The sequence below is a fragment of the Listeria grandensis FSL F6-0971 genome, from assembly GCF_000525835.1.
GTDB lineage: Bacteria > Bacillota > Bacilli > Lactobacillales > Listeriaceae > Listeria_A > Listeria_A grandensis.
Genome location: NZ_AODD01000018.1, coordinates 27000 through 43140, shown reverse-complemented (window position 1 = coordinate 43140; position 16141 = coordinate 27000). Strand labels below are relative to the sequence as shown.

General features: G+C 41.0%; 15 protein-coding genes, 2 tRNA genes and 1 pseudogene. 6 read left to right on the top strand and 12 right to left on the bottom strand.

Translation table 11 applies throughout. The annotated features are described in order from the left end of the window. From PGRAN_RS11150 to PGRAN_RS11140, 3 genes are all read right to left on the bottom strand, one after another. The coding region (locus PGRAN_RS11150; RefSeq protein WP_051998600.1) for a hypothetical protein at window positions 1-275 on the bottom strand (275 nt) is incomplete at its 3' end. Between the two features lie 85 nt (window positions 276-360). After that, a complete protein-coding gene (locus PGRAN_RS11145; protein ID WP_065427919.1) occupies window positions 361-840 on the bottom strand; it encodes a methylated-DNA--[protein]-cysteine S-methyltransferase in 480 nt (159 codons plus the stop codon). A 101-nt stretch (window positions 841-941) separates the two neighbouring features. After that, window positions 942-1232: a hypothetical protein gene (locus tag PGRAN_RS11140; protein ID WP_036067153.1), complete on the bottom strand. Its 291-nt coding sequence runs from the start codon at window positions 1230-1232 to the stop codon at window positions 942-944. 62 nt (window positions 1233-1294) lie between these two features. Between PGRAN_RS11140 and PGRAN_RS11135 the strand changes: the two genes are divergently transcribed. Together PGRAN_RS11135 and PGRAN_RS11130 are read left to right on the top strand one after the other, a co-directional pair. Next, window positions 1295-1654, top strand: coding sequence for a DUF4064 domain-containing protein (locus tag PGRAN_RS11135; protein ID WP_036067152.1), 360 nt, complete (start codon window positions 1295-1297; stop codon window positions 1652-1654). A gap of 127 nt (window positions 1655-1781) precedes the next feature. Beyond that, window positions 1782-2924, top strand: coding sequence for a VanZ family protein (locus PGRAN_RS11130; protein WP_036067151.1), 1143 nt, complete (start codon window positions 1782-1784; stop codon window positions 2922-2924). A 64-nt stretch (window positions 2925-2988) separates the two neighbouring features. Here the strand turns inward: PGRAN_RS11130 and PGRAN_RS11125 are convergent, their stop codons facing one another. Then, the gene (locus PGRAN_RS11125) at window positions 2989-4116 is read right to left on the bottom strand and encodes an Lmo2079 family surface lipoprotein (RefSeq protein WP_036067150.1); all 1128 of its coding nucleotides are present in this window, start codon (window positions 4114-4116) and stop codon (window positions 2989-2991) included. 190 nt (window positions 4117-4306) lie between these two features. Here PGRAN_RS11125 and PGRAN_RS11120 point away from each other — a divergent pair, with 190 nt between their 5' ends. Beyond that, entirely contained in the window at window positions 4307-5332 is a 1026-nt protein-coding gene (locus tag PGRAN_RS11120) for a YdcF family protein (protein ID WP_036067149.1), read from the top strand. Between the two features lie 53 nt (window positions 5333-5385). On the opposite strand, the gene PGRAN_RS11115 is transcribed toward PGRAN_RS11120, so the two are convergent. The 3 genes from PGRAN_RS11115 to PGRAN_RS11105 all read right to left on the bottom strand — a co-directional run bounded on the left by PGRAN_RS11115 (window position 5386) and on the right by PGRAN_RS11105 (window position 8279). Continuing rightward, window positions 5386-6060 (bottom strand): histidine phosphatase family protein, encoded by a 675-nt coding sequence (locus PGRAN_RS11115; RefSeq protein ID WP_036067147.1) that lies wholly within the window; start codon window positions 6058-6060, stop codon window positions 5386-5388. Window positions 6061-6135: 75 nt separating this feature from the next. Beyond that, window positions 6136-7230, bottom strand: coding sequence for a Glu/Leu/Phe/Val dehydrogenase dimerization domain-containing protein (locus PGRAN_RS11110; RefSeq protein ID WP_036067145.1), 1095 nt, complete (start codon window positions 7228-7230; stop codon window positions 6136-6138). 290 nt (window positions 7231-7520) lie between these two features. Continuing rightward, window positions 7521-8279 (bottom strand): DUF2653 family protein, encoded by a 759-nt coding sequence (locus tag PGRAN_RS11105; RefSeq protein WP_036067144.1) that lies wholly within the window; start codon window positions 8277-8279, stop codon window positions 7521-7523. A 488-nt stretch (window positions 8280-8767) separates the two neighbouring features. Between PGRAN_RS11105 and PGRAN_RS11100 the strand changes: the two are divergent. Then, a pseudogene (locus PGRAN_RS11100) lies at window positions 8768-9907 on the top strand (CapA family protein). 53 nt (window positions 9908-9960) lie between these two features. On the opposite strand, the gene PGRAN_RS11095 reads toward PGRAN_RS11100, so the two are convergent. From PGRAN_RS11095 to PGRAN_RS11080, 5 genes are all read right to left on the bottom strand, one after another. Next, entirely contained in the window at window positions 9961-10911 is a 951-nt protein-coding gene (locus PGRAN_RS11095; protein WP_077914670.1) for a N(5)-(carboxyethyl)ornithine synthase, read from the bottom strand. A 377-nt stretch (window positions 10912-11288) separates the two neighbouring features. Next, window positions 11289-11372: transfer RNA gene (locus PGRAN_RS11090), tRNA-Leu, on the bottom strand. 248 nt (window positions 11373-11620) lie between these two features. After that, window positions 11621-11692, bottom strand: a tRNA-Glu gene (locus PGRAN_RS11085). Window positions 11693-11824: 132 nt separating this feature from the next. Then, a complete protein-coding gene (locus PGRAN_RS17030) occupies window positions 11825-12448 on the bottom strand; it encodes a MucBP domain-containing protein (RefSeq protein WP_051998599.1) in 624 nt (207 codons plus the stop codon). Further along, a complete protein-coding gene (locus tag PGRAN_RS11080; RefSeq protein WP_051998598.1) occupies window positions 12423-14135 on the bottom strand; it encodes a glycoside hydrolase family 10-like protein in 1713 nt (570 codons plus the stop codon). Before PGRAN_RS11080 ends, PGRAN_RS17030 begins: the two co-directional genes overlap by 26 nt. A 349-nt stretch (window positions 14136-14484) precedes the next feature. On the opposite strand from PGRAN_RS11080, the gene PGRAN_RS11075 reads away from it, so the two are divergent. Together PGRAN_RS11075 and PGRAN_RS11070 are read left to right on the top strand one after the other, a co-directional pair. After that, entirely contained in the window at window positions 14485-15789 is a 1305-nt protein-coding gene (locus tag PGRAN_RS11075) for a PTS sugar transporter subunit IIC (protein WP_036067142.1), read from the top strand. A 59-nt stretch (window positions 15790-15848) separates the two neighbouring features. Beyond that, a complete protein-coding gene (locus PGRAN_RS11070; RefSeq protein ID WP_036067141.1) occupies window positions 15849-16136 on the top strand; it encodes a hypothetical protein in 288 nt (95 codons plus the stop codon). Window positions 16137-16141: the final 5 nt, after the last annotated feature.

Sequence of the window (16141 nt, the reverse complement as noted above, 5' to 3'; positions counted from 1 at the left end):
TCCGCATCTGTATCACCAGATGAACCGGACGAACCTCCTCCTTGTTGTTGTCCAGGAGCACCACTTGGCGGCGTTCCATATGTTTCATCAGAGCCACCCATTTGCGACTGTCCATTCGTTGGCATATTTCCTTGACCATTCATTCCCGCTTGATTTTGATTAAAAAGTGCAAAACCCATAAATGATATCGTAATAACTGAAACGATACTCACAATAATAGTACTCCATTTCCATCCATTCACTTTCTTTTTCGGTGCTTCAAACTCATTTTCCATGCAATTCCAGCTCCTTTCACTTACCCTTATCTTACCTAACAAATAAGAAAAAATTATGAACGAGTCATGAAATTTATGATAACGTTTAAAAAGGGCTTTCACGGTTTAATAACCAAATTTTGCGATCGACATCACTGCCATTATAGCCACCCAGTTTCCCGCCAGCTTGAATCACCCGGTGACATGGGATAATAATCGGAATGCGGTTCGCCCGGTTCGCCTGCCCCACTGCTCGCACCGCCCTTGGACTCCCTGCACGCTCAGCGATATCCTTGTAAGAAACAAGCTCACCGTATGGAATATCCCGCAAAGCCTCCCACACGCTCATCTGAAAATCCGTACCCTGTACCTCAATCGGAACCGAAAAATCACGCCGCTCCCCATCAAAAAAAGCTTGCAACTCCTGCTTCAACTGGCACATCACATCATTTTCTTCCAAACAAATATCCACTTCATTCTCTAAAAATGTAGCTTCATCGTACGCAATATATCTCACAGCACGCCGAGAAACGCCAAGATACAACGTTCCTAGTGGCGACTCCATTTCGCTTACATATAATGTCATCTAATCCAACCTCCTCACTACTCTTTCCAAAATAGCATGACTTTACGAAGTTGACAATCATTTACTCCAGTTATCCATCATGCAGTCATATATACACCTTTTCATTTTGTTACGATCGCTAGTTTTTTCTGCTTAATCCCGAAAAGACGGTTATTCTTTATAAAATGGGGTAAAAATACTTTGTACGTATATTTACTGCATCGCTTCTTCATTCCGCTTTTTTGGGAAGAGGCCGCTGATGATTGTCTACTCCATCCGCAGACAATCCCATTGTTAACAGCTGTATCATTTGCGCTCACGATTTTGCTGTCGCGTTCTTTTGTTACGACTATTTGACAATTGGTAATTGAATTGCGGATGTCAAAATGGAAATCATTGTGTATACGAGACATAAGAAGGTCTCCAAACGAGCTATCACAAACTCGAAAAAGACCATAGTTAGGGGGAAAAACATATGTCAAGAACTGTCGAATTAATTCTTGGATTGATTGGATCTATCGTTGGTTTAGTAGCTGGATTCTGGATTGTTGGATACGGGAACGATTTAACAGACTATATCCAAACGTTCACGTATTTAAGTGGTACATTCGGAGATAAAGTCGCGACACTTGGTTGGGTAACCGTTATTGCGTCAGCCTTAGCCTTGTTCGCCTCACTTCTCATTAAAAAGAGCCCGCGCGGTTGGGGTGTCTTACTCGTGCTTATTGGTATTCTAATGTTCTTTGTAGTCGGTCAAATTTGGATCGTATCTGGAATCTTATTGATTCTCGCTGGTTTGATGGGCATTTTCCGCGTGCCATCACCAAAATATTAGGCATGTCGGTAAAATAATATCAAAACTAGGAGTACGATGCGTTTTTTTTGCATCTTGCTACTAGTTTTTTTTTTGCTTTTTGTTGTAGGCTAGTAACGTAAGTTCAAATAACCTAAGGAGGTCCCCGATGCATTCTTATTTATTCCCAATTGAAATGGCACTTTTAGCTTTCCCATTCCTCGCCTTTTTTCTCACATTACCATTCGCCATTTACCAATATCATAAATTTGGCGGCTTCAATTTTTTACGTAATGTGATTTTGTATACCTTCATTTTCTACTTGCTGTGTGCATTACTTCTCGTTTTACTACCACTTCCTGCCCCAGACGAAGTCGCCAAGATGACTGGTTCGCCTGTACAGTTGACTCCATTTAAATTTGTGCATGACTTCCTTTTACATACGGTCTTTATCTGGGATGATCCGAGTACTTATGTGCCTGCCTTGACGCAAGCCGTTGTGCTGCAACCGATTTTTAATATTTTGCTCGTCATTCCATTCGGTGTTTATTTGCGCTATTACTTCCGCTTCTCATTTTGGAAGACCACATTGTTCGCCTTTTCACTCTCGCTATTCTTTGAAATTACACAACTTACTGGGATTTATGGGATTTACCCACATGCTTATAGGCTTTTTGACGTCGATGATCTCATGCTGAACACGCTCGGGGGTATTGTTGGTTTTGCGATTGCGCCACTATTTACAAGTCTACTTCCATCGCGAACAAAGATGGACGAAATGACCTATGTTAATGGGAAACGTGTGAGTTATGTCCGTCGCTTACTTGCCTTTACACTCGATTGGTTTATTCTCAGCACGCTCACCGGGCTACTGGGCATCTTGCATGTTCTTCCTTTCAAAGAACTAGATATTCGAGGTGGTGCCAACTTTGAACAACTCTGGTGGCTCGTTTTGCTCGTATTTCTTTACTTCATGCTTCTGCCTGCGCTCACCAATGGCCGAACATTAGGAAAAATGCTCGTTCGGATTCGCATGACTTCCACCATTTCTGAGAAAATTCGATTCCGACAACTTCTCGTTCGAAACGGATTGCTGTACTACGTTACATTGGGCATCATTTTGCTCCCGCAGAATCCGTTTTTTATCGACCGACTAGCACCAGTTTTGTTTCTCACCGTGATTGGACTCGCTGTCGTCAGCAGCTTTGTTTTTTTCATCCATATCTGCATTAATTTTTTCGCCAAAGACCGGCAATTGTTCTATGAAAAATTGAGTAAGACGGCGCACATCAGTACTTTTAAGAAAAAATAGTCACATAAAAACTCGGGATATGATTCGCTAAGTAAAGCGTACCACGACCCGAGTTTTTTATGAGTTATTGAATTTCTGTTGTATCTGTATTTGTGTCGCCATATAGTGATTTGTAGTAACTAGCTGTTGATTCAGAGATAATCTTTTGCAAGGCTTCTGTAGAAATGATGTCCGATGAAGATGGAAACTTAGGTAATTTCGCGGAATCTGTTGTTTTCATCGTAATCGTCATGCCTAGCGTCTCTGGTTTGTCTTTATCTTTTGAATCTGTGATTTTTACTTCCATCTTCATGCTTTCAATATTATCGTTCTTATCGGGTTGGATCGTCACGGTCACATCGATTTTTGCATTCGTTTCATCTTTGACGGATTGAATCGCATCATCAAACGATTTTGCCATCGATTTATATTGCTTGTCGAACGCTTCGCCTGATACGCCTTGCGACTCCGCAATAACTTTGAGATCCGCTTTTATAGCTTTATCATCCAGAAGTTCGGAAATTTTCGTTGCTAGCGTTGTAAAATCAGCTTTCGTCAGGTTCAATGTGATTTCGCCATTATCTCCTTCTTTAAAGCGGTCTTCTGGTAAACTATTGAAGTAATCGCTCACTGTTTTAGTTACTTTTTTGCTCAAATCTTTGGTCGCTTTCTCTACTTCTTTCGTATCTGTTTCAGATTTCTTTGCTTCTTTGCCAGACAGTTCCTCAGAAAGCGTGGATAAATCTACATATTTAGTAACTAAATCGGGGTTTTCTTCTTTGATTTTAGAGAACATGCCACTTGTTAATTGGTCTAGTAGCGTTGTTAAGTTCCCTTTCTCATCGTACAAATCGCTCAACGGGAAGTATACTTTTTCCGCCTTAGAATCTACTAATAAATCTAAGTTTACATTTAAACTCACAAGACCTGCTGTCTTCACAGCGATCGTTGCTGCTGATTTTTGTTGCTTCTGATCGTCTGATACCGTTAATTTAACAGATAAGCCTTCTAGCATAGCTGCCGATTGATCCGCTTTCAATGTTGCAGGTAATTCATCTACTTTTATGCCGATTGTAGTTGTGGATTGATCTGCTGGTTCTGCCGTTTTCTCCACACTTTTCGTGAATGTTTCTTGCGGTGAACTCCCACACGCTGCTAAAACAAGGCTCATCACTAACATCAAGACTAACAAGGATATTCTTTTTAATTTCATTATCAAATTTCCCTCCACTTTTAGTTATAGTCTAAATCTACCATACTAGAACAAGTAACTCAATATAAAATGTTAACTGTCCATATATTCGCCATCACGTTTTAGTTAGCATGGATAATTCCACTCTTTGCTTTTGGTTTATTATGCAGTATACTAGTTCTAAAGAATGGAACAGAAACGAGGATTTTATATGCTACTAACTTATATTGCTGCTTTTTTTATCCTGCTATTCGTCGTCTTGTATATTATCGACAAAAGACGGATTAGTAATGGGATTTTTCTAACCCTTGGGATCTTCTTTACAATTTTGGCGGTGGCTTACGGGTTAATTGCCACGCGAAACAGTATTTTAGCCCTGATTGTTATTGGCGTCTTCTTTTTAATTGTGCTCCTAGTTCCCTTTCTTATTGTTGGTCTCGGTGTGGGGTTAGTTCTTAACGGTCGCTTAATGGTCAAGCGAGAAGGACGCCGTATTCCAAATCTCCTTACTTTATTTGTCGGTTTAGCTATTCTTGGTCTTATTATTCTATTCATTTTCCAAATCACCATTTTGAATAATATTTTCTTGAGCATCTTTTTCACCGGATTATTATTCATTATCGGTCATTTCGCGTTTCATCTCATCAGTTTTTTGTTATCTTCCTATCTGTATCAGTATAATCGACCACGATTGAAGCAAGATTTCGTGATTGTTTTAGGCAGCGGTTTAATTGGAGATAAGGTGCCACCACTTCTTGCTAGCCGCCTCGATCGCGCGATTCGTTTTTACTATAAACAAGCCGCGAAAAATTTTGCACCTCAAATTATCGTTTCTGGCGGACAAGGGCCGAATGAATGGGTTTCCGAAGCCTCCGCGATGAAGGACTACCTCGTCGAAAAAGGTATCCCTGAAGAACATATTTTGATGGAGGACCTGTCTGTCAACACCTTGCAAAATATGATGTTTTCCAAAACGATTATGGCCGATTTAAAACCAAAGTCGCGCAGTATTTTTGTGACAAATAACTTCCATTTATTCCGAGCCAGCTTGTATGCTCGGAAAGCCGGTCTAAAAAGCCAAGGAATCAGTTCGAAAACGGCGCTTTACTACTTGCCAAACGCACTTTTGCGTGAGTTCATCGCGATTATCGTCATGTATAAATGGTGGCATATCATTATCGTCAGCGGCATTGGACTCGCGGTCATCGGTTCGATCGCGCTAACACTCTATATGTAAACTAAAAAAGAAGCAGTTCTCCGTGAAACCTTGGGAACTGCCTCTTTTTACTTTTATTCCGCGGTAAAATGAGCCGTGTCATTCAAGCGTTCAATCTTGAACAGGCCATTTTCGTATGTGAGCACCGTTACACTCGCATTATCTAACACAAAATTGGCCTTCACAGATGGTTCTAATTCATGCACAATATTGCGAATCGTATTGCCATGCGCTACGATCAAAATGTTCCCACCAGTTTCCCGATGCGCGTTCACAACATGTAAGAAGCCTTCCTCTACCCGATTCCAAAATGTCATAAAATCTTCGGCCTCATGTTTAGGATCTGCAACTTTCGTCCCGTTCATCGTTTCGCGAACATTTGCCTTTTCGAAAAGTTCGTCTTTTGAACCGTAGCCCATCGATTTCGCGACTCTCGTCCACGTCATCTCACTAGCATCCCCTTCAAACGAACCGAAAAAGGTTTCCCGAAACTCCGGTCGAGGTTCAAGTGTCAAGCCAAATCCATGTTTATTTTCCTTTAAAATGTATTCTGCCGTCGCAATAGTTCGGTGCAAATCGCTCGAATATGCCGCTACAAACTCGATATCTGCAAGTCCCCTACCGCTTTGTTTCACGACTTCCGCACCTTCAGGAGTTAGCGGTGAATCCGCCCAACCTTGCATTTTTTCATATTTATTTAAATAGGTTTGTCCATGACGTACAAAATACAGCGATAATGGTTTGTTCATTTCTTTTCCCTCCAAATGAATATGTAGTAACTTTACTATAGCATATTTTTAGAGGAGGTCGAAATGAGAAGCCTGCTAACGTCTACTTAAAAGCGAGTTCTCCGTCCGCAAAAATCTACTCTTCACATGGCGCATCGACTGAATTCTATTTTCCGCCATCCGATTTGCAGCGTGAGCCGGCGTCATCCCTTCAGCCTTCGCAATTTCGAATACCTTACCAATTTGGCCGTAAATCTCTTTTATTTTATGCTGGGCTCGATCTTCGTTATAACTGCTCAGCTCATCCGCAACGTTGATGACTCCGCCAGCATTCACAATATAATCCGGCGCATAAAGAATCCCTCGATCTGCCACCATTTCGCCGTGACGCTCTGTTTGGAGCAGTTGATTGTTAGCGCTACCACAAATCGCCGCAACTCGAAGCCTAGGAATTGTTGTATCATTCAAAATCCCACCAAGTGCACACGGGGCAAAAATATCAGCTTCTACATCATAAATCTCATCTGGCGCTACTGCCTTCGCCCCGAATGCTTCTACCGCACGATTTACTGCCTCCGGATTAATATCCGTCACCACTAGTTTACTACCTTCATTATGCAATAGTTCGCATAAAGCATAGGCCACATTACCTACACCCTGAACACTGATTGTCTTTCCATCAAGCGAATCGGTACCAAATACCTCTAGCGCTGTGCGTTTCATCGCGCTATAAACACCGAGCGCCGTCATTGGACTTGGATTCCCAGAAGAACCATAACTTTCTGAAATTCCTGTAACATAGTCGGTTTCTTCATGAATCATATCCATATCAGAAACTGTGGTGCCCACATCCTCCGCAATAATATAGCGCCCATTTAAACTCTCAACATAGCGTCCTAATGCCCGAAACATCGCTTCTGACTTATCTTTTCTCGGATCACCAATAATGACTGTTTTCCCACCGCCAAGATTTAATCCCGCCGCTGCATTTTTATGCGTCATCCCACGAGCTAAGCGTAGAACATCCTCTAGCGCCTCTTCTTCCGTCTCATATGGCCACATCCTGCAACCACCAAGCGCTGGCCCAAGTGTCGTATCGTGGATTGCGATAATCGCCTTTAACCCCGAAACCTTATCGTGACAAAAAACAACTTGTTCATAATCATATTTTTCCATTCGTTCGAACAACATAACATTGCCCCCCTGTCCCATCACTGAATAGGCGAACCTATCCTACTTTTATTATACGAAATGCGATAATTGGATGAAAGTTTTTAGACTCTTTATATCATATTTCATACTTTATATCCAATATCAATCCCTTAGGCCTATTCGGATCGCCACATGAAAAATATGTAAAACTTAATGATAGCGCTATCTTCACGCCTTTATTTTCAAAATTACATTTACCATAAGATGTGTGAAAATTGGCATAAATTAGACCGAAAGACGCCCAGTTCTAATACTGAGCGCCATTTTCATTATTCGGTTACTATCGCCGTAATACCTTCTTGTTCGGAAAAACGTAGTTCCAGTCCGCAGTTTGGATCGAAATTCCCTTCTCGTGTGGCCCAGTAGCGGATTGCTTGAATAAGCGAGAAATGATCCAAAGCTTGAACCAAGCGCTCGTTCTTCATGACATCTGCACCAAAGCCCTTATTTTCATCATAGGTCAGCACCACTTCCACATCCTCTAACTGCAAGCCTTTCTCGTGTGTAAAGAAGTGGATGACAGCATTGGAAATATTGCCTTCATTTAAAATCGTAACACCATTTGGCGTCTCTGTTGCTGCCGGAGCCTGGTGATCAAATACATTCGATTGCGGCTTCGGATTATTGCGATTGCGCCATTTTTGGAAGAAATAGATGAGCAGGCGAATGATTAAAATAATCGCGATGACATTGATAATCAAAGCAAAAATATCACCGAACGCGCCCATATTCCCAAGCATGCTGCCGAATAGTAAACCTGCGATTCCACCAAACAGCAATCCACCCCAGAAGCCACGATTGGAGTTTTTCGATTTTGTGGCTTGATTGTTTGTAGCCTTATTCGTATTGTTGCTTCGATTAACTTGATTGTTATTTGGTCGATACGAGCGGCTTGGCGAACGATACCCCTTGGCGTGCGCCTCACTAACCTGTTCATATTTTGCCGGCATGATCGTGTTGTATGTCACGGTTCCCATCGGTGAAAAGACCAACATGAGTGACATAGCGAAAATGATTAATTTCTTCAATTGTTTTCCTCCTGTTTGATTAGCTTTTTCTAACCAATCCGCGCGAGCACAGAGCCGCTTAGCCGCGCAAAAAGACCTCACGAATAAACGTAAGGTCTCGCAAACAATCGAAAATTGCTAACAATGCCGGGGTTTTATCCCGTACTGACGACATTGCTATACTGCTACTCCCCTTATCGGGCGTACTGATTTTGAATAAAGTAAGTATATTATATTCCGAGTTGTTTGGCAAGTGAACGCTCTTAAGTAAAGTTAGCGTAAATATATAATGTAACAAAAAAACACTATATCTATTTTTTATATAAATTAGTGAAAATAATTAAAAATATATTAAATCTGTTGATACGCAACAAATATTTCTATATAAAACAGCAAAAAAAGCCAATTTAATTGAACAAATATGTATTTTTTATGTATTTTTTGTATTACACGTATAAATTCACAATTAGTGTGTTATATTAATAAAAACATTAGGAGGTTCAAAAAATATGTCAAGAAAAAAGCTAATATTTATCCTATCACTGCTTCTAGTCGTCTGCGCCATTGGATTTACAGTCAATATTTTAATGCAACATAAAACAGAAACCGCTTCTCCGAAAATTAAAACAAAAACTACAGCAAAAGCAACACCAAAAAAAAGAACCTGAAAAAAAGACAGAAACACCGATAAAAGCTGACAAATTTCAAATTGCCAGTACGGGAGACATTATGTTTGACTGGGGATTAAAACCTATCATTGCACAAAATGGGGTTGATTATCCTTTTAACAATGTTCGCGAACAATTAAAATCCGCGATTATACATTTGTAGACCTAGAGACTGCTATTACAACGCGCACGAAGAAAGTACCTTATCAGTTATTCTGGATAAAGAGTGATCCTAGCACATTAAAGGGTTTAACAAATGCCGGCGTAGATATGGTGAATATCTCGAATAACCATATTCTTGATTATTATGAAGATGGACTTTTGGATACGACCGCTGCTTTACGTGCCAATAATATAGCGTATGTCGGCGCAGGTAAAGACGAAGAAGAGGCCTATGAACTCAAAGTAGCTAATATTAAAGGTAATAAGGTTGGTTTTATGTCCTTTTCCCATTTTTTCCCGAATACTGGCTGGATTGCTGGTAAAGATAAACCCGGCGTAACGAATGGTTATGACTTGAACCTTGTGACAAGCAAAATCAAAGAAGAGCGCGCGAAAAATAAAGATATCGATTATATGGTGGTTTATTTCCATTGGGGCGTTGAAAAAACAAACACTCCTGTAGAATACCAAAAAGAATACGCAAAAAAACTAGTAGATGAAGGTCTAGTCGATGCTATCATCGCAAGCCATCCTCATTGGTTGCAAGGTTTTGAGGTTTATAAAGGAGTCCCAATCGCTTATTCCCTCGGCAACTTTCTTTTCCCTGATTATGTGAAGGGGCACGCTGCCGAAACTGGAATATATCGATTAAACTTTGATAATGGAAAAGTGACAGGAAACTTCGCACCTGGAATTATTTCTGGGAACCAAGTTCATATGTTGGATGGTGACGCCAAAACAGAGCAACTGAACTATTTACAGTCCATTTCACCCAATGCAACCATTGAGCCGAACGGAAATATCATAGCGAAACAATAAATGAAGAACCAGAAGTCCCCCTTTTGCGGAGGTTAGCTTCTGGTTCTTTTCGATTATTTGGTCGGTATAGGTGGTTGGATAAAATCCCACGTCGTCAATTTCAGCGTCATATTTGGCCGACTTTCAATAAGATCATCAATGTACGTCGCAACCACCGCAGAGATGGATCGCGAGGCTGGTCTGTACAATATACTCGGCGTATGATCCACCGCATAATGCAAAATACCATCGACAAAATAAGTCGGATTTTCAAATGTAGTTGGGATACAAGTTTCGATTGCACCACCATGATCACAGCTGACATCAACGATCATCGCTGTTTTCTTCATACGCTTCAAATCCGCGCGATTCAAAACATGATCCGTCCGATCCGTGTCCCATAAAACAGCATTCACGATCACATCATAATTGCCAATTTCTTGCTTAAACAGCGCTTCCTGATGACGATTGTAAATACATATATCCGCGCCCAGATCTAGTAGCACCTTCTGAGCACCTTGAGCAGTATTTCCTCTCCCTAAAATCGCAACTTTCGTGTTGTATGGCATTTCTCCAAGCAGTTGATAGGCATGCATGATAGCCGCTTCTCCAGCTAGCATATTATTCACCCAAAAACAGTGCCGATTCATGTAGTTCATATTTTCCCAAGCGTAAACCAGCACTTCTGACTGTATCAATTTCTCCGCAATCGCTTTATTTTGCTCCGCATGAACCCAACCAAAAATAGTCTGCCCTTTCGTTAAATCACCTAAAAATTCAGAATCACCAATTTTCGGCTCACAAATAATATCTTGATGTAGCACCTCGGCTCTAGTCCCAATTTTACAACCGAGCGCGGTATATTCCGTATCAGAAATACCAAGTGCCGCACCATATCCCTCTTCAAATAGTAGCTGCTGAGCGTTTTGAATCGCTAACATATGCTCTGGCAACAAAGCGATCCGTTTTTCATTTTCCTTATGACTAATCACGAAACCCATTGTTTTCTTTTTCATTTCTGACATTTCCTAACCTCCATTAAAATCGCGTTCATCACACGTTTATTGATTTGGAATTGGCAGCAGTGTTTCGGGCCGTCTGTTTTTATTAATAAATTACTTGTAGTATGTGAAAAATCAGCTAGTTCTTATGACTTGTTTATGTTCCTTGTTAAGTTAATAGTAACATATAATGCAGTTTGATGTATGATTAAGCTGTTACTACCAGACTTTAAACTCAGTTCTTTTGTCCTATTTACGTTGAAAAACGACATGAAAAAAGCTTATGAATGTGTGGATTTAATATACACGTTCATAAGCATCAATGATACCATTTTATTTGATTCTTTATTTTCATAAATAAAGGGTTTTGCTACAATTCAAGATTGTGTAACCCTAATTGATGCGGCCGAGAGGACTTGAACCTCCACGGGTTTTACCCCACTAGGCCCTCAACCTAGCGCGTCTGCCGATTCCGCCACGACCGCTCTATTAACACTAATTTATATTATATTATATTATTGGATACCCACCATGTCAATCATTATCTTAAAAAACATGAATATTTATTCATAACTGGTCGTAACTCAGAACACCAAAAAATGCCCAATACAAGCACCATTCTGAGTAGGATGAAAACTCTGCTTTGTTCTCATATATATTGAGGATGTAACTCTTTTCATTCGAACAGCACCAACAATGCGGACACTTGCCGTCCGTTATCCTATTATCACTATGACCCGTACGGGAATCGAACCCGTGATACCGCCGTGAAAGGGCGGTGTCTTAACCGCTTGACCAACGGGCCTTTATGTCGCCTCTTGAAAGCCAACTTTCTCATTATAGCATATTCTGCTCCAGATGCAATGCTTATTTTTATGTTTATGAAAGCCCTCATGCAATGATTGCACAAGGACTCTAATCGTTTCTATTACTGCTTTTAGGCTTGCCTTTTGTTCCGACGAATCAGAATAAATATACCTGTCATACTGAGCGCTAAGCCAAGTACAATCGCTACATCCATTGTTTTGTCACCAGTAGTTGGTAGCTTGCCTTGTTCTGTAGCTGGTAATGCGGATACTGTATTCACTTGATTTGGATCGGTCGTTATTTTAGGCGTAGGTGACTGGCTTCCTGATGCTTTTTCTGCTGGTGGGTTAGGCTGTTTTTCTGATGGGTTCGCAGTTGTTTCTTCTGGCTTGGTCGGGTCTGTTGGTTGTACTGGGTCTATTTCTTCAGGTTTTTTTGTATAGGAGACGGTGATCGTTTGCGCTTGATCTGTGAAGGTGCCCAGAGTGGGGGGTTCTACTAGTGTATACCCTGCAATTTTTTTCGTTGTAATTGTAAAAGTTTCACCGACGTTGCCTTGGATTGTTGTGCTTGGTGCAACCTCCTCGCCATTTTCATCTTGATACAGTACGGTTACGTCGCCAGCTGGAATTGTGGCAATGATTGGTGCAGATTCATTGCTTGCGGCATCAAGCGCTGTCACAACATAAGTTCCGCCCTCAGCGATTGGATAGTTAAATGTCAAAGCATCACCGCGCCAAATTTTTGTGATCATGTTTGCTGGATTTGCCGCAATTTTCTGTAGCTGTTCCGGTTCCTTTATACACGACATAGTACCGAGCATCATTCGCTGCGGTATCTGACCAAGTGAGGGTTCCTCCAGTTTGCTTAACTTGCATTGGCGCTGTGATCGCTTGATGCGCTAGCCACGGTTTGCTCGGCGTCAAGGATGGAATTTTGAAGTATGTTTTTTGCAGTAGGTCTATAGACTCATTCTTGGCTTGGTTGACTGGCTTTTGTGCGTCTGGAATTGTTGCCATGTCGCTTTTGCGGATGTCATTGTAGCTAAAAAGGACGCTGCCGGATACGTTTTCTAGTAGTTGGTTAAAACGCATCTGATTCGGTATTTCTTCGGAGTTCATCCACGCTGCTTCCCAGCCACCGTTTCCTAGATGCTTGTAGTTGGCATGCCCGACGTAAATCTGCACGTGTGTTCCTTCTGCCGCCTTGTTCCACCACCTAGCTAAATCGCCATACGGTGCCGCATTTTGGTCAAAGCTCCAATAAATTTGCGGTGTCATATAATCGATTTTCTCGTCTTTGATCCATTGATACGTATCGGCAAAAATGCTTTGGGAATACGACTGGGATGATCCTGTCGGCGTGTTCGAGCCAAGGGGATTGTTTGCTTTATGTTCCCAGATTCCGAAAGGGCTGATACCGAATTGAACGGCCGTTTTCTTGGCTTGATTATGTGTATCGATGGTTTGCTTCACTTTGTCAATCAGCGTTGTTATGTTGTCACGGCGCCACTCATCAATGCCTGCTTTTGTATTGGGATAACCGGCTGGAATGCCATATTGTGCAAATGTCGCGGCATCTTCTTGTTGGTCGCCAAATAAAACATTTTTACCGTCCACCGTGATGCGATACGGATAAAAATAATCATCAAAATGAATCGCGTCTATATCGTAATTTGTCACGACTTCCTGAATCGTCGCCGCTACGTATTCTTGCACGGCTGGAATACCTGGATTTAGAAATAGTTTTTCGTCGAATCGTAAGACGGTTTCTGGATGCTTCACAGCGTAATTATCGTCTGCCAAAATCCCGGCTTTATTCCATGCTTCGATTTGTTCGGGAACCGTCATTGCTAGCGCTTCCTCTTTTGTCGCACCTATTTTGGTAAGGATGCTTGCTGTTGTCAGTTTGGTATTAGTCACTCGATATGGATTGAACCAAGCGTGATACTCCATGCCACGTTTGTGTGTTTCCTCCACCATGATTGCTAATGGGTCGTAGCCCGGATTCACGCCCTGTACGCCGCTTGCAATAAACTCGGACCACGGGTTTATTTTGGACGGATAATAGGCATCCAGAAGTGGCCGAACTTGGAAAATAACCGCGTTCATATTCCATGATTCAAAGTCGTCCAATACGGTTTTATACTGCGCTTTGAATGCTGCTTCAGAAGCGACTTTAGCAAAGTTCAAATTCGCAATGGTTGCTACCCATGAGCTTTTGAATTGCTCTTTTGGCTGGGTATAACTCGCTGGAATTTGGACTTGTTCGGTGGAGCCATTATAATAATAAACTGGTGTGTTAGCCTCGTAACCATATGTGCCATCTGCCTTTTTAATGAACTTATTTAACCCCTCCGTTGCCTCTTCTGCCTGTCCTACTATCGCAAAAGCTGATAAACTTAGTACAAGTATACATAACATTGCTGCCCATTTTTTCATCTTTATCCCCCTTTTTATATCGCCATATTGTATAATTTTTTCCATTTGGCGATTACGGGTTCAATATATCATCATTAGATAACGTTTTCAACTAATATTTTTGAAAAATTAATTATAATAGATAATTTTACATGCTTTTATTCCCATCAAATCCATTCTCTCCCAACCGTTTTCCTTTTTTTAGAAAAAATGAAATAAATTTTTAACGAAAAACTGAAAGCGTTGACATTTTATTTCAAATGAACTAGAATCAAATTGTAAACTATTTTAATAAAGGAGGTTTGTTTTTCAGACGTATTTTGTCACAGCTAGACAATACATATCATCTTAAAAATAAGGGAGAATAATGATGCAAAGATTTATGAATTTTCTAGAGAAATATTTGTCTATTCCGATGGCAAAATTATCCGAGCAACGGCATTTGCGCGCAATTCGTGATGGTGTTGTTTCTTCGTTACCGTTTATTATTGTTGGTAGTATGTTTTTGATTGTCGCTTTTCCGCCTGTTCCTGAGAGTACCGCCCTTTACAAATGGTCCCAAGAACATTTATTTGAAATTTTGATTCCTTATCGCATGACCATGTTTATTATGTCTTTATACATTACTTTTGGAATCGGTTACAATTTAGCAAAAAGTTATAAGTTAGACCCGCTTTCTGGTGCTCAAATCGCAGTTGCTTCATTCTTACTAACCTTGACACCGATAGCGCTTGATAAAGTCGGCTTTGTGTTACCAATGGCTAATCTTGGCGGTCATGGATTATTCATGGCCATGATTGTCTCGATCTTTTCTGTGGAAGTCATGCGGTTTTGTAAAAAGCGCAATATTACTATCAAGATGCCGGAACAAGTTCCTCCTAGCGTTGCACGATCGTTTGAGGCACTTATCCCAGTTGCTTTTGTCATTCTGTTCATGACACTCATCACCGTTATTTTAGGAATCGATGTTCATTCCCTTGTGGATAAGGCCGTTGCACCAATTATAAAAGCAGGAGATAGTTTATTTGGCGTCCTATTACCAGTATTTTTGGTTACATTCTTCTGGTCATTTGGTATACATGGTATTTCCGTCATTGGTGCCGTGGCTCGCCCTGTTTGGGAAGTTTATCTAACATCGAATGCTGAAGCTGTGGCATCTGGCGCTCCTATGCCGCACATCGCACCAGAGACCTTCTTCCAATGGTTTGTCTGGATTGGTGGGTCTGGCGCGACACTCGGACTTGTGTTAGCGATGTTATTCTTTGCAAAATCAAGCTATACAAAAGCGCTCGGCAAAACCACGCTGATTCCGAGTATTTTCAACATCAATGAACCCGTTATTTTCGGTGTTCCAATTGTCCTGAATCCAATGTTGATCATTCCCTTCATCACGATTCCACTTATTACAACGACCATTGCTTATTTTGCGACAACACTCGGCTTTATCACACCAACCTATATTATGGCCCCGTGGACTTTACCCGCTCCGATTGGCGCATATTTAGCCACAGGTGGTGATTGGCGAGCCGTCGTTCTCGTCTTCGTAAACATCACGATATCGTTCTTAATCTACATTCCGTTCTTTAAAATGTATGATCAAAAGTTATTGAATGAGGAACAAGCACAAGCAGAAGAAAATAAAGAAACGCATAATAACGAGCCTAATTTAGCTTAACAGAACACATGGAGGGGTATCCTTTTGCCCCTCTCTATTAAAAAGGAGGTTTTATCTGCATGGAAACGAATAGTAAATGGATCAAATTTAATTATAAAAGTGCCATTCTTTTTTTTGCAATCACGATTTTAGTCAATCTTATTTTCCTTCCTGTACTCACGAACTTAGGCATGTCTCGGCCATTTGGTTTGTTTGTACTTACGAGCCTTGGAAGTAGCGCGGGGCTCTCCTATATTCTGCTTGCAAAACACGGCTTTTATAAGTCTAAAAAGCAGGCATCCATTTTTACAATGGTCGTGACGCTTGTCTGTACGGCAAGTTCTTACTTTTTAATGTATCTTAGCTAAGATGA